Source organism: Streptomyces sp. NBC_01515 (assembly GCF_045040345.1).
GTDB lineage: Bacteria > Actinomycetota > Actinomycetes > Streptomycetales > Streptomycetaceae > Streptomyces.
Genome location: NZ_CP109416.1, coordinates 5,255,001 through 5,269,274, shown reverse-complemented (window position 1 = coordinate 5,269,274; position 14,274 = coordinate 5,255,001). Strand labels below are relative to the sequence as shown.

General features: G+C 71.0%; 13 protein-coding genes (1 of these 13 cut by a window edge). 10 read left to right on the top strand and 3 right to left on the bottom strand.

Features of this window, described 5'->3' with window-relative positions; translation table 11 throughout:
• Window positions 1-7 precede the first annotated feature (7 nt).
• Entirely contained in the window at window positions 8-865 is an 858-nt protein-coding gene (locus OG407_RS23405) for a hypothetical protein (protein WP_405860865.1), read from the bottom strand.
• Window positions 866-948: 83 nt separating this feature from the next.
• Here OG407_RS23405 and OG407_RS23400 point away from each other — a divergent pair, with 83 nt between their 5' ends.
• The 4 genes from OG407_RS23400 (at window position 949) to ilvD (ending at window position 5,757) form a co-directional block, all read left to right on the top strand.
• A complete protein-coding gene (locus tag OG407_RS23400) occupies window positions 949-1,881 on the top strand; it encodes a Ppx/GppA family phosphatase (RefSeq protein WP_403605466.1) in 933 nt (310 codons plus the stop codon).
• 472 nt (window positions 1,882-2,353) lie between these two features.
• Window positions 2,354-3,178: a sugar phosphate isomerase/epimerase family protein gene (locus tag OG407_RS23395; protein WP_403605463.1), complete on the top strand. Its 825-nt coding sequence runs from the start codon at window positions 2,354-2,356 to the stop codon at window positions 3,176-3,178.
• Window positions 3,175-3,780 carry a TetR family transcriptional regulator gene (locus tag OG407_RS23390; protein ID WP_405860862.1) on the top strand — a complete coding sequence of 202 codons (606 nt, stop codon included), beginning with the start codon at window positions 3,175-3,177 and terminating at the stop codon, window positions 3,778-3,780. Before OG407_RS23395 ends, OG407_RS23390 begins: the two co-directional genes overlap by 4 nt.
• A gap of 123 nt (window positions 3,781-3,903) precedes the next feature.
• Entirely contained in the window at window positions 3,904-5,757 is a 1,854-nt protein-coding gene (gene ilvD / locus OG407_RS23385) for a dihydroxy-acid dehydratase (RefSeq protein WP_405860860.1), read from the top strand.
• Between the two features lie 89 nt (window positions 5,758-5,846).
• Here ilvD and OG407_RS23380 read toward each other — a convergent pair whose 3' ends face one another.
• Window positions 5,847-7,952 (bottom strand): protein kinase domain-containing protein, encoded by a 2,106-nt coding sequence (locus OG407_RS23380; RefSeq protein ID WP_405860858.1) that lies wholly within the window; start codon window positions 7,950-7,952, stop codon window positions 5,847-5,849.
• Window positions 7,953-8,134: 182 nt separating this feature from the next.
• Here OG407_RS23380 and OG407_RS23375 point away from each other — a divergent pair, with 182 nt between their 5' ends.
• The 6 genes from OG407_RS23375 to proC all read left to right on the top strand — a co-directional run bounded on the left by OG407_RS23375 (window position 8,135) and on the right by proC (window position 14,180).
• Window positions 8,135-8,458: an SH3 domain-containing protein gene (locus OG407_RS23375; RefSeq protein ID WP_403605451.1), complete on the top strand. Its 324-nt coding sequence runs from the start codon at window positions 8,135-8,137 to the stop codon at window positions 8,456-8,458.
• 151 nt (window positions 8,459-8,609) lie between these two features.
• On the top strand, window positions 8,610-9,140 hold the full coding sequence (locus OG407_RS23370) for an EamA/RhaT family transporter (RefSeq protein WP_405860856.1): 531 nt from the start codon (window positions 8,610-8,612) through the stop codon (window positions 9,138-9,140).
• Between the two features lie 902 nt (window positions 9,141-10,042).
• The gene (locus OG407_RS23365; protein ID WP_405860854.1) at window positions 10,043-10,825 is read left to right on the top strand and encodes a class I SAM-dependent methyltransferase; all 783 of its coding nucleotides are present in this window, start codon (window positions 10,043-10,045) and stop codon (window positions 10,823-10,825) included.
• Between the two features lie 824 nt (window positions 10,826-11,649).
• The gene (locus OG407_RS23360; RefSeq protein ID WP_405860852.1) at window positions 11,650-12,483 is read left to right on the top strand and encodes an ABC transporter ATP-binding protein; all 834 of its coding nucleotides are present in this window, start codon (window positions 11,650-11,652) and stop codon (window positions 12,481-12,483) included.
• A complete protein-coding gene (locus OG407_RS23355) occupies window positions 12,480-13,283 on the top strand; it encodes an ABC transporter permease (RefSeq protein WP_403605439.1) in 804 nt (267 codons plus the stop codon). Before OG407_RS23360 ends, OG407_RS23355 begins: the two co-directional genes overlap by 4 nt.
• Window positions 13,284-13,370: 87 nt before the next feature.
• On the top strand, window positions 13,371-14,180 hold the full coding sequence (gene proC, locus OG407_RS23350) for a pyrroline-5-carboxylate reductase (RefSeq protein WP_033287344.1): 810 nt from the start codon (window positions 13,371-13,373) through the stop codon (window positions 14,178-14,180).
• Window positions 14,181-14,225: 45 nt separating this feature from the next.
• Here proC and trpS read toward each other — a convergent pair whose 3' ends face one another.
• Window positions 14,226-14,274 carry the 3' portion of a tryptophan--tRNA ligase gene (gene trpS / locus OG407_RS23345; protein WP_405860850.1) on the bottom strand. The gene runs 947 nt beyond the window's last position, so the window shows 49 of its 996 coding nt (coding positions 948-996); its start codon lies beyond the right edge, outside the window; the stop codon is at window positions 14,226-14,228.

The following is a 14,274-nucleotide window of genomic DNA, read 5'->3' as shown; positions in this document are numbered from 1 at the left end:
CGGTCCCTCAGGCGACCGGGTCCGCGGGATGCGGTGCCAGCAGCGGGAGTTGCGAGGCCAGGCGCTGCTCGCACAGCTCGACCAGACGGCCGTAGCCGGCCTTGCCCATCAGCTCGGTCAGCTCCGGGCCGTAGGACACGTAGACGGGGTCGCCCGCGCCGTGCGCCGAGGTCGCCGACGTGCACCACCAGTGCAGGTCGTGGCCGCCGGAACCCCAGCCCCTGCGGTCGTACTCGCCGATCGACACCTGGAGCACGCGCGTGTCGTCCGGGCGGTCGATCCACTCGTACGTCCGCCGCACCGGCAGCTGCCAGCAGACGTCCGGCTTGGTCTCCAGGGGCTCGCGGCCCTCCTTGACGGCCAGGATGTGCAGCGAGCAGCCCGCGCCGCCGGCGAAACCGGGGCGGTTCTGGAAGATGCACGAGCCCTGGAAGGGGCGCGTCTGGCGGTCGCCGTCCTCGTCCTTGGAGATCCAGCCGTTCGCCACGCCCTCGTCGTGGTGCTGCCAGATGTCGGGCGTGAGCCTCGCCACATGCCCGGCGACCCGTTTCTCGTCGTCCTTGTCCGAGAAGTGCGCGCCCAGGGTGCAGCATCCGTCGTCCGCGCGGCCCGCCTGGATGCCCTGGCAGCCGCTTCCGAAGATGCAGTTCCAGCGAGAGGTCAGCCATGTCAGATCGCAGCGGAACAGCTGCTCCTCGTCCGCCGGATCCGGGAACTCCACCCACGCGCGCGCGAAGTCGAGCCCCTTCTCGTCGGCTTTCAGGGCCTTCTTCGACGGCTTCGGGGGCTTGGCCGACGTCACCGGCGAAGAATCGCCGGGTGATTTGGCCGCCTTGTCGTTCTTCGCCTTTTTCGTCTTTGGCACGCGTCCAGGGTAAGTCGCCCGGGACGGCCCGAGACACCGCTCCGGGGACCGAGGTAGCCGCAGGTGGCAGTAGCGTTCCGTACATGAGACTCGGTGTCCTCGACGTGGGATCGAACACGGTGCATCTGCTGGTGGTGGACGCACACCCGGGCGCACGCCCGCTGCCCGCGCACTCGCACAAGGTGGAGCTCCGCCTTGCCCAACTCCTCGACGAGGACGGGGCGATCGGCCCCGAGGGGATCGACAAACTCGTCGGCGTCGTCCAGGAGGCGCTGCAGGCCGCCGAGGACAAGGGCGTCGAGGAACTCCTCCCGTTCGCCACCTCCGCCGTCCGCGAGGCCAGCAACGCGGACGACGTCCTCGCGCGCGTGCAGACCGAGACCGGGGTCGAACTCCAGGTCCTCACCGGCGCCGAGGAGGCCCGGCTCACCTTCCTCGCCGTCCGCCGCTGGTTCGGCTGGTCCGCGGGCAAGCTGCTCGTCCTCGACATCGGCGGCGGCTCCCTGGAGATCGGGTACGGCATCGACGAGGAGCCCGACGCGGCCGTCTCGCTGCCGCTCGGCGCGGGCCGCCTCACCGCCGGCTGGCTCCCCGGCGACCCGCCGGAACCGGACGCGATAAGGGCCCTGCGCCGCCATGTGCGCGCCCAGATCGCCCGCACGGTGGGGGAGTTCAGCCGTTTCGGCGCCCCCGACCACGTCGTCGCCACGTCGAAGACCTTCAAGCAGCTCGCCCGCCTGGCCGGCGCCGCCCGCTCCGCCGACGGCCTCTACGTCCAGCGCGAGCTCAAGCGCGGCTCCCTGGAGGCCTGGGTCCCGCGCCTGGCCGGGATGACCACCGCCCAGCGCGCCGTCCTCCCCGGGGTCTCCGAGGGCCGCGCCGAACAGCTCCTGGCGGGCGCGATGGTCGCCGAGGGCGCGATGGACCTCTTCGGCGTCGAGACGCTGGAGGTCTGCCCCTGGGCGCTGCGCGAGGGCGTCATTTTGCGACGGCTGGATCAGATGCCGTCGGCGTAGGTGCGGGTGCGTTGGGGAAGGGGTGTGCGCTGCCGTTCGCGGTGCACGCGCGCGTGGCCGCTCGTGACGTACGCGCGCGCGGCCGTTGCCGGTGGCGCAGGCGCGTGCCGTTGTTCGTCGGGGCCGCGTGTGTGGCCGTAGCGGAGGCGTGAGCATGTAGTCGGGGTGCACGCGCGCGTGGCCTTCCGCGCCGCCCGCCGCCCGCCGCCCGCTCGTCCGCGACGCACGCGCGGGTACTGCCCCCGTACCGCCCCCCGTACCGCACACGCGCGTGCCCGCACCGAACGTCGACCCGGCACATGGCACAGCCCGGCCGTACTGAACGCCCGCACGGTACGGGACGTATCGAATCCGCATGAAGTATCGCCACAACGCGGCCCCGCGCCGGAGATGGCCGGTTGCCGTCTCCCGCACAGCTCGGCCACAGCAACCGGCTCCCTCGCGCAAAGCGCCGACCCGTAGTCTGTCCTCCGTGGCAGAACCAGTCGTGCGCATCCCGGATGCGAAGGTCGCGCTGTCCACGGCGTCCGTGTATCCGGAGTCGACGGCGACGGCCTTCGAGATCGCCGCGCGCCTCGGCTACGACGGCGTCGAGGTCATGGTGTGGACCGACCCGGTCAGCCAGGACATCGACGCGCTGCGCCGGCTCAGCGACCACCACCAGGTCCCGATCCTCGCCGTGCACGCGCCCTGCCTGCTCATCACGCAGCGGGTGTGGTCCACCGACCCGTGGATCAAGCTCCAGCGCGCCCAGGCGGCCGCTGAGAAGCTCGGCGCGAGCACGGTCGTGGTGCATCCGCCGTTCCGCTGGCAGCGCCAGTACGCGCGGGACTTCGTCAGCGGGATCTGGCGGATGGCGAACGAGACGGATGTGCGGTTCGCCGTAGAGAACATGTACCCGTGGCGCTACCGCGACCGCGAGATGCTCGCCTACGCCCCCGACTGGGACGTCACGCGTGAGGACTACCGGCACTTCACGATCGACCTCAGCCACACCGCGACCGCCCGCACCGACGCGACCGAGATGATCGAGCGCATGGGGGACCGTCTCGGCCATGTCCACCTCGCGGACGGCAACGGCTCCAACAAGGACGAGCACCTCGTCCCCGGCCGCGGCACCCAGCCCTGCGCCGAGCTGCTGGAACGGCTCGCGACGACCGGCTTCGACGGCCATGTCGTCATCGAGGTCAACACCCGGCGCGCGATGTCCAGCGCCGAACGCGAGGCCGACCTCGCGGAGGCGCTCGCCTTCACGCGGCTGCATCTGGCCTCGGCCGTGAAGGTGCCCCGGCGGTGACCGACGCCACCGCCAAGCGCCGGGGCCGGCCCCCTCGTACGGAGTCCGCCGACACCCGCGACCGCATTCTGACCGCGGCCCGGGAGGAGTTCTCCGAGCGGGGGTTCGAGAAGACGTCCGTGCGGGGGATCGCGAAGGCCGCCGGGGTCGACTCGGCGCTCGTGCACCACTACTTCGGTACCAAGGAGCACGTTTTCGAGGCGGCGATCGAGGTCGCCTTCGCCCCGGCGACGAACGCGCCGGCGGCGGTGGCCGACGGGCCGCTGGACGGTGTCGGCGAGCGGCTGACCCGCTTCATCTTCGGTGTCTGGGAGAACCCCGCCACCCGTAAGCCCCTGCTGGCGGTCGTCCGTTCCGCCGTCAACAACGAAGCCGCCGCGGCCGTCTTCCGGCGGCTCGTGGTCTCCCAGGTGCTGGGCCGGGTCGCCGCCCAGCTCGACCTCCCGGACGCCGAACTGCGCGCCGAGCTGGCGGCGGCGCAGCTCGTGGGTACGGCGATGCTGAGGTACGTGATCAAGGTGGAACCGCTCGCCTCGGCGGACCTGGAGCAGATCATCGCGCGGGTGGCGCCGGTGGTGCAGGGGCATCTGACCGGGCCGTAGACCTGTCTTCGGACCTGTCTCCGTGGTGAGACATTCGTCCCGGGATGCGGACACCGTGTCCGACCCCTGGATGACCGGCGTACGCTCGTCAGCAGCCCTATCTGCCTGAAGGAGCGATCGACGATGCCCGAGCTGAGGTCCCGTACAGTCACCCACGGCCGCAACATGGCGGGCGCACGCGCCCTTATGCGGGCCTCCGGTGTACCCGGTGCGGACATCGGCCGGAAGCCGATCATCGCGGTGGCGAACAGCTTCACGGAGTTCGTGCCCGGCCACACCCACCTGCAGCCCGTCGGCCGGATCGTCAGCGAGGCGATCACCGCGGCCGGCGGCATCCCGCGCGAGTTCAACACCATCGCGGTGGACGACGGCATCGCGATGGGCCACGGCGGCATGCTCTACAGCCTGCCCTCGCGCGACCTGATCGCGGACTCGGTCGAGTACATGGTCGAGGCGCACTGCGCCGACGCCCTGATCTGCATCTCCAACTGCGACAAGATCACGCCCGGCATGCTCATGGCGGCACTCCGCCTGAACATCCCGACGGTCTTCGTCTCCGGCGGTCCCATGGAGGCCGGGCGCGCCACGCTGCAGGACGGCACGGTCCGCACGCTGGACCTGATCGACGCGATGGTCGACGCCGCCAACGACAGCATCTCCGACGCGGACGTCCTCAACATCGAGGAGAACGCCTGTCCGACCTGCGGTTCCTGTTCCGGCATGTTCACCGCCAACTCGATGAACTGCCTGACGGAGGCCATCGGCCTGTCGCTGCCGGGCAACGGCTCGGTCCTCGCGACCCACACGGCCCGCAAGGGCCTGTACCAGGACGCGGCCCGCACGGTGATGGACATCACCCGCCGCTACTACGAGCAGGACGACGAGACGGTCCTGCCGCGCAACGTCGCCACCTTCGCGGCCTTCGAGAACGCCATGGCCCTCGACATCGCGATGGGCGGCTCCACCAACACGATCCTGCACCTCCTCGCCGCGGCGCAGGAGGGTGGCGTCCAGTTCGGCCTGGAAGAGATCAACGCCGTCTCGCGCCGCGTGCCGTGCCTCGCGAAGGTCGCCCCGAACGTCGCGAAGAACCGCACGTACTACATGGAGGACGTCCACCGCGCGGGCGGAATCCCGGCCCTGCTGGGCGAGTTGCACCGCGCGGGCCTGCTGAACGAGGACGTCCACTCCGTCCACAGCCCGTCCCTCGCGGACTGGCTCAAGACGTGGGACGTGCGCGGCGGTTCGCCCTCCCCGGAGGCCGTGGAACTGTGGCACGCGGCGCCCGGCTGCGTCCGCTCCTCCGAGGCCTTCTCCCAGTCCGAGCGCTGGGAGGCCCTCGACGAGGACGCGGCCGAGGGCTGCATCCGCTCCGCCGAGCACGCGTACTCCAAGGACGGCGGCCTCGCGGTCCTCAAGGGCAACCTCGCCGTCGACGGCTGCGTCGTGAAGACGGCGGGCGTGGACGAGTCCATCTGGACCTTCGAGGGTCCGGCGGTCGTCTGCGAGTCGCAGGAGGAAGCCGTCGAGAAGATCCTCAACAAACAGGTGACGCACGGCGATGTCGTCGTCATCCGCTACGAGGGCCCCAAGGGCGGCCCCGGCATGCAGGAGATGCTCTACCCGACGTCCTTCCTCAAGGGCCGCGGCCTCGGCAAGACCTGCGCACTGATCACCGACGGCCGCTTCTCCGGCGGCACTTCGGGCCTGTCCATCGGCCACGCGTCCCCCGAGGCGGCGTCCGGCGGCACGATCGCCCTCGTCGAGAACGGCGACCGCATCCGCATCGACATCCCGAACCGCACCATCGAACTCCTCGTCGACGACGCCGAGTTGGCCCGCCGCGAGGCCGCGCTGGACGGGCAGTACGCCCCGAAGCAGCGCGAGCGGAAGGTGTCGGCGGCGCTGCGCGCGTACGCGGCGATGGCCACCAGCGCGGACCGGGGAGCGGTGCGGGACGTCAGCAAGCTGGGCTGAGTTCGTAACTCCTGTAGTACCGCAGCTCGTTGGGCCTCGGGCCGTCCCCCTTCGTGGGACGGCCCTTCGGCTTGCTGGGCTTACGGCCGCTACCAGGCGCCCGGAGCAAGGGAGTTGACGGCGAAGACCGTGCCGTCGGGGGCGGCGGCGTAGACGTGGTCGTTCGCTACGACGGGTTCGGGCAGCGCCGCGCTGACCCGGTCGGAGTTGGAGTCGAGGCGTGCGGGAGTCTGCCCGACGAGTCGTCCCGCGCGGGCGTCCACGGCGAGGAGCCGCCCGTCGCCGGAGGAGACGTACACCTGCCGTCCGTCCGCGACCGGCGCGGAACTCCGTGCCACGGCCGTCTCCAGGCTCCACAACTGCTTCCGCGCGGCCATGTCCACGGCCCTCAGCGAGCCGCCGGCCCCCATGAGGTAGACGACGTTCCCGTGGACGGTTCCGTGGGCCTGGTCGACTCGCACGGACAGCGTCACGCGCCGCGTGGCCCCGGTGTCCGGGGTGTAGCGGACCACGGCCTCCGTGGCCCCGTAGACGGCGTCGACCGAGAGGAGATACACGGACCCGCCCGCCGCGCCGACGGGCTTCAACGACCCCTTCAGCCGCGCGTCCCAGCGCACCGCGCCCGTCTCCGGATCGACCGCGGTCACGCGGGTTGTCGTCCCGTCGTCCGAGGTGTTCGTCGCGTACGCCGTCGTGTCCCCGGCGAACGAGGTGAAGTACGGCGCCTGTTGACCCGGGATCCGGTGGCTCCACGTCGTGGCGCCCGAGGCGCCGTCCACGCCGGTGACCGTCCCGTCCGCGTGGGTGAGCAGGAGCATGCCGCCGGCGTCCGTGAGCCCGGTGTACGCGGGGACGGTCCTCTGCCAACGCACCTTGCCCGAGGCGGGATCGAGCGCCTCCAGACGCCGGCCGGTGTCCAACGAGGGCTGTACCAGGCCGCCCGAGAGGACCGGCGGCCCGCTGCGGTGCGTCGTCACGACGGAGTGCCGCCACAGCTCACGGCCGTCGGACGGGTCCAGCGCGAACACCACCCCGGGCTGCGCGCAGAGCAACTTCCCTGCCCCGTACGAACATTGGGGCGTGCTCTTCCTGGAGACCGGCGTCGCCTTCCACTCGCCGAACCCGGTGCTGGGCGTGGTGTGCGGGGTGGTGCTCTTCGCCGTCGCCTCGCCTTCGTCGGTCAACTGGAGCGCGGCGAGCGTGCCGATCGCGGCCAGGCCGAGCGCTCCCGCGCCGAGGGCGAACCGTTTGCCCAACAGCCGCCGCCCGCGCGGCCGTTCGGACTGTTCGGGCTCGTCCGTACGGTGCTCCGGCAGCGGCGCGACACTCGCCCGCTGTGCCGGTATGTACGCCTGCGTGTCGTACGAGGCCGACACGGACCGGAGTTCACGCATCAGCTCGTCGGGCGTGGGCCGGTCCTCGGGCTCCTTGGCGAGGCAACGCAGCACCAGCGGCGCGATGTTCTCCGGCAGCCCGGCCAAGTCCGGCTCGTCATGGACGACTTGATAGGCGACGACGTACGGGCTGTCGGAGTCGAACGGCCCGCGCCCCGTCGCCGCGTGCACCAGTACGGACCCGAGCGCGAAGATGTCGGCGGCCGGACCCACTTCCCGCGGACGCCGGAACTGCTCGGGTGCCATGAACGGCGGTGTGCCGATCAACTTGCCCGTCTCGGTACGCAGTTCGCTGTCCTTTGGCCGAGAGATGCCGAAGTCGATGACCTTCGGCCCGTCCTCGGCGAGCAGCACGTTGCTCGGCTTGAGATCTCTGTGTACGACGCCGACGCGGTGGATGTCGCGCAGCGCCTCGGCCAGTCCAGCCATCAGCCGGCGCAGCTCGCCGGGCGCCATGGGCCCGTTCCGCTTCACATGCTCGGAGAGCGTCGGCCCCGGGATGAACGACGTTGCCATCCAAGGCCGTTCGGCCTCCGGGTCGGCATCCACCACCGGCGCGGTGAAGGCCCCGCTCACCCGCCGGGCCGCCGCCACCTCCTGCCGGAACCGCCCCCTGAACTCGGGGTCCTGGGCGAACTCCGCGTGGACGACCTTCACGGCGACCTTCATCCCGGAGGTGCTCTGCGCCAGATGCACCACGCCCATGCCGCCGGAGCCCAGGCAGGACTCCAGACGGTAGTGACCGGCGTACTCGGGAAGTTCCGCTTCCGCGCCCGCTCCGGTGTTGCGCTGTGGCGCCATGGAACCACCCCCGTGCTGATCGTCCGCGCGCGCGACGCACGGAGCCTAGTCGATGACCCTTACGGGACAGAGGTGGCTCGCCAGCCTTCGGGCGCGAGGTGCGCACATATGTTTCATGGCGTGTTTTAGGGGAATGAACGGGACCCCATGGCAGTCATGGGGTCCAACGGGGGAGGCTTTTCATGTCTGTTGACCGTATTGAAGAGGGTGAGGGCACCACGGAAGCCGTCACCACGGCGGCGACCGCGGCAGCCGCGCTGCACTACTACTCGATCGCACCCGGCACCCGCGTCAACGTCCGCAGCGGCCCCGGCACCGGCTACACCATCGTCCGCGTCCTGGCCGAGGGCTCCCAGGTCCCGATCTACTGCCAGACGCCGGGCACCACGGTGACGGGCTACTACGGCACGACGAACATCTGGGACAACATCGACGACGGCGAGTACATCTCCGACGCGTACGTGAACACGGGCAGCGACGGCTACGTCCGCCCGCACTGCTCCTGACCGCGGTCACCGTCACTGTCACCGTCACCATCCGCAACGGTGAGTTCATCGCGGACGCGTACGTGAACACCGGTAGCGACGGCTACGTAGCGTCCCGTCCCGCCTGAGCCCCAACGGAGCCCGCGGCCACCCTCGGAGCCATAATCGTCCCGTGAACGACGAGACGACCGGCACCCAGGACACCCCCGCGGGCTCCCCAGGCGAAGGCACGGCCACGGCCACAGGCCCCCGCCCCGAGCCCCTCCGCTTCTTCGGCACCACCTGGGTGAACCACGACGACGGCTACACCGCACGCCGCGTCGCCACGGCCGCCGGCTCCCTCGCCGCCGCAGCCGCCGCCTGCCTGATCCTCCGCTTCGCCTACCAGGGCATCCAGATCGCCAACGTGGGCAGCTTCGTCACCCTCCTCGTCATCGTGATGTTCGCGATCTGCAGCGCCCTCGCCTTCGGCCACACCTGGGAATCCTTCAAAAAACGCCCCGACCCCGACCGCCAGGCCTCCCTCCGAGGCCTCCTGGCCATCGGCTTCGTAGGCTCCCTCCTCGCCTACTTCGCCCGCTCCCTGGTAGAGGCCCCCGGCGAGAAACTCCACCGCCAGGAGTACGAGACCGCCGTGACCCAGTACGAGAAGCGCACATCCCGCCGCACCCGCAACCCGTCGAAGAAGCGGCGCGGGGCCTGAGGCGGGGCAGGGGTTCCGAGGGAGCTACGGGGCGAGGCTCTGGGCACGGGCAGGTCTTCGGGCGCGGGTAACTCTCCAGGCGCGGGCAGCTCTTCAGGTACGGGCAGCCCTCCGGGTACCCGGAACTCTTCGGGTACGGGCAGTTCTCCGGGCACGCGGAACTCTTGGGGTACCCGGAACTTCGGGCGCGTGGGAGTCGGCCGTACGGCAGCCCGCGGCTCTGCGGGTAGCGGCGATTCCCTGGGCACGCACGGCTCACCGCAACTCGCGGCTCTGCGGGTAACGGTGGCTTCCTGCGCTGCGCGATTTCCTGAGCGCGCATGGCTCGCGGCGCGCCGGGCGCATGGTCTCGGTCGCCCCGCCCCGGGGGCCTACGTCCTCTGGACACACACGGCTAGCGCGCGCAGGCTGCCCACTCCCTGGCCCCTTGGACACGGACACCCCGGGCCCGCGTGACTTCGGCCGGAACAGCCACGCCCCCCGGGCATAACGCTTCGAGGTACTCCGGGTACTCCGGGCACTCGCCCCACTCGCCCGTAGCCGCCGACGAAACGGGAGCGGGTCGTGGCGGTACGGCGCAGCCCGCCGCGTACCCGGCACCAACCCGTTCCACTGTGGCAACACCAGTGGGGCGCAACAGGCGGCGCGCTCGCCGTACCGCCACGACCCCGACCCACGAGTCCCTACCAAAGCCCCGCTACCGTCCCCACCCCACCCGAACCACGCCGTTCCACGGAACCAAGCCGTTCCACCGAACCGAACTGCTCCACCAGACCGAGCTGCTCAACCGGACCGCCGAACCACCCCCACCCCACCACCCCGCCTGCTCTCCTCCCACCCCCAACCCCATTTCTCACCAAAAACCACCTGCACCCCGCACCGACCCCAGTAACCATGGCCGTATGACCACGTCTCCCAATCCCCCCTCACCCACCACCCGCGCCCACTCCTTCAACGCCGCCGCAGCCCAGTACGCCGAGAACCGCCCCTCCTACCCACCCGCCCTCTTCGACGCGATCGAGGAACTCGCCGGCCACCCCCTCACCGGCGCCCGCGTCGCAGACGTCGGCGCGGGCACCGGCATCGCGACAGCCCTGCTGCACGCCCGCGGCGCCGAGGTCGTCGCGATCGAACCCGGCGACGGCATGGCGGCCCAGTTCCGCCGAACCCTCCCCGACGTCCCGATCGTCCGGGGCAACGGCAATGCCCTCCCCCTCACCGACCACGCCGTCGACTTCCTCACCTACGCCCAGGCCTGGCACTGGACCGACCCCACCCGCTCGGTCCCGGAAGCGCTCCGCGTACTGCGCCCGGGCGGCGCGCTGACGCTGTGGTGGAACACCCACGCCCTCGACATCCCGTGGATCTCCGAGCAGTCGGAACGCATCAGGATCCACTTCGGCATCGACCGCGTCGTGGAGCAGAACGGCAGCGGCGTACGTTCCGCCCTCGCCGACCCCACCGGCCGACTCGACTTCGCCCACCGCAAGGTCCGCTGGAGCCGCCGCATCCCGATCGACACCCACCTGGCCAACATCGGCAGCCACTCGGCCTTCCTGGTCCACGACAAGGCCAGCGCGGACGCCTTCCTGACCGAGGAACGGGACCACCTGCGCACGGTCTTCCCGGACGAGATCGTGGAGGAGACCTACGTCGTGGAACTCGTCGTAGCCCTCACGCCATGACCCCCTGAGGGCCACCCCGACACGTCGCCCCCGGCAGCCAACGGCCCCCGCCGCCTCCGTTCACCGCGTCACGCCTTTGGGTGTCACCCCTCACTCCGTCATGCCTCCGGCAGCCCCTGACTCACCACGTCTCGCGCCCCTGGGGCAGCCACTGCCCACCGCGTGACGCCCCTGGCAGCCACCGCTCCCCGTCCCCGCCGCCTCCGTTCACCGCGTGACGCCCCTGGGCGCCACCCCTCACCCCGTCATGCCTCCGGCAGCCCCCGACTCACCACGTCTCGCGCCCCCGGGCAGCCACTGCTCACCGCGTCACCACCTGGCAACCACGCCTCACCCCGTCACGCCCTCGGCAGCCACCAAATCGCCACATATCGCCCCCGCCCCGCCCCCGCTGAGCCCACCTCACCCCTCGCCAGCCACCGCTCGCCGCGTCACGCCCTGGCAGTCGCCCGACGGCGACCACATCCCGCCCTCGACGGCCACCGACTCCCCACGCCACGCCCCAACAGCCGCCGACTCCCCAACTCACGCCCCCCTCACAGCCGTTACCCCCTCACCCCGCTCCGGCCCTCGCGCCCGCCCCCGTCCCCTCTCCCGCCCAGCAACCCACCCCTCCAAACCGGAGCACCCCACTCCGATCACGCCACCACGCGCCTGCGCCGCCCCATGCGCCCGCCGCGGGGCATCACCGCGCCCGCGCGACGGCACCACCGAACCCACCACACGACACCAGCGAAACCCGCCGCACGACACCACCGAAACTCACCGCACGACACCACCGAACCCGCTTGACGGCCATGCCGTACCGGAGCATTATTCATCACATGATGAATTACCTCCCCGGCCCGTCCGCGTCACCGGACACCGCACCGGACACCCCACTGGGCACGGACCGCGAACCCGCCGTCCAAGCCGAAGCCCTCACCGTCGCCCGCGGCCCCCGCACCGTCCTCCGCGCCCTCGACTTCACCGTCCCGCGCGGCCAGATCACCGGACTGCTCGGCCCCTCCGGCTGTGGCAAGTCGACGCTCATGCGCTCGATCGTCGGCACCCAGGCCAAGGTCACCGGCACCCTGAACGTCCTCGGCCGCCCCGCAGGCCACCCCACCCTCCGCACCCGCATCGGTTACGTCACCCAAGCCCCCTCCGCCTACGATGACTTGACGGTCCGTCAGAATCTGGACTACTTCGCCGCGATCCTCGACCCCGGCCGCACCGCAGCCACCCGCCGCCACGACGAGGTCACCCGCGCCATCACCGACGTCGACCTCACCACCCACGCCGACTCCCTCGCCGGCAACCTCTCCGGCGGCCAACGCAGCCGCGTCTCCCTCGCGGTCGCGCTCCTCGGCACCCCGGAACTCCTCGTCCTCGACGAACCCACCGTCGGCCTGGACCCCGTACTCCGCCGCGACCTCTGGGCCCTCTTCCACGACATCGCCGCCTCCCGCGGCGCCACCCTCCTCATCTCCTCCCACGTCATGGACGAGGCCGAGCGCTGCCACCGCCTCCTCCTCATGCGCGAGGGCGAGATCCTCGCCGACGACACCCCGGACGCCCTCCGCACCAGCACCGGCTCCGACACGGTCGAAGCCGCCTTCCTGCACCTGGTCGACGAGGCCGCAGCCACCGCCCGCCAGAAGGAGACGACCCGATGAGCACGAACACGGCCACGAACACGGCCGCCACGACGACCGGCACCCCCGCACCGACCAGCGCCCTCAGCGCCTCCCGCACGACCGCCACCGCCGCCAGGGTCCTCCGCCAACTCCGCCACGACCCCCGCACGATCGCCCTGCTGATCCTCATCCCGTGCGTGATGCTCGTCCTGCTGCGCTACGTCTTCGACGGCAGCCCGCGCACCTTCGACAGCATCGGCGCCTCACTCCTCGGCATCTTCCCCCTCATCACGATGTTCCTGGTCACGTCCATCGCCACCCTGCGCGAACGCACCTCCGGCACCCTCGAACGCCTCCTCGCGATGCCCCTGGGCAAGGGCGACCTGATCGCCGGCTACGCCCTCGCCTTCGGCATCCTCGCGATCATCCAGTCCGCCCTGGCGACGGGCCTCGCCGTCTGGTTCCTGGGTCTCGACGTCACAGGCAGCCCCTGGCTCCTTCTCCTGGTCGCCCTCCTCGACGCCCTGCTCGGCACCGCCCTCGGGCTCTTCGTCTCGGCCTTCGCGGCATCCGAGTTCCAGGCCGTCCAGTTCATGCCGGCGGTGATCTTCCCCCAACTCCTCCTCTGCGGCCTCTTCACTCCCCGCTCCGACATGCACCCCGCCCTGGAGGCCATCTCCGACGTCCTCCCCATGTCGTACGCCGTCGACGGCATGAACGAGGTCCTCAAGCACACCGACATGACCGCCACCTTCGTACGCGACGCCCTGATCGTGGCCGGCTGCGCGCTGCTGGTGCTGTGCCTGGGCGCGGCCACCCTGAGAAGGCGTACGGCATAGAGGAGCGAGGAGCGAGGAGTACGGACGTCTCGTTCCGCCAGCCGGACAGCCACCACCCCTCCCCACGGCCGGTGCGAGGATGGGCCCATGAGCCAGAAAGTCGCAGTCCTCGGCACCGGCAAGATCGGTGAGGCCCTGCTCAGCGGAATGATCCGAGCGGGCTGGGCCCCGGCCGACCTGCTGGTCACCGCCCGCCGCCCGGAGCGCGCCGAAGAACTCCGCACCCGCCACGGAGTCACCCCGGTCACCAACCCGGAGGCCGCGAAGACCGCCGACACCCTGATCCTCACGGTCAAGCCGCAGGACATGGGCACCCTCCTCGACGAACTCGCCCCGCACCTCCCCGCCGACCGCCTGATCATCAGCGGCGCGGCCGGCATCCCCACCTCCTTCTTCGAGGAGCGCCTGGCCGCAGGCACCCCCGTCGTCCGTGTCATGACCAACACCCCCGCCCTTGTCGACGAGGCCATGTCCGTCATCTCCGCCGGCAGCCACGCCACCGAGGCCCATCTCGCGTACGCCGACGAGATCTTCGGCGCCGTAGGCAAGACGCTCCGCGTCCCCGAGTCGCAGCAGGACGCCTGCACCGCCCTCTCCGGCTCCGGCCCGGCGTACTTCTTCTACCTGGTCGAAGCCATGACGGACGCCGGCATCCTGCTCGGCCTGCCGCGCGACAAGGCCCACGACCTCATCGTCCAGTCCGCGATCGGCGCCGCCGTCATGCTCCGCGACAGCGGCGAGCACCCGGTGAAGCTCCGCGAGAACGTCACCTCGCCCGCCGGCACGACGATCAACGCCATCCGCGAACTGGAGAACCACGGCGTACGCGCCGCACTCATCGCCGCCCTGGAGGCAGCCCGCGACCGCAGCCGCGAACTGGCCTCCGGAAACAGCTAGCTAGACAGATGGCTGGCTGGCTATCCGGTCAGCGGCACCGGTCCGCTACGCAGGCAGAAGCCCGATGGCCCGATAGGCGCTGTCGACCATCGGC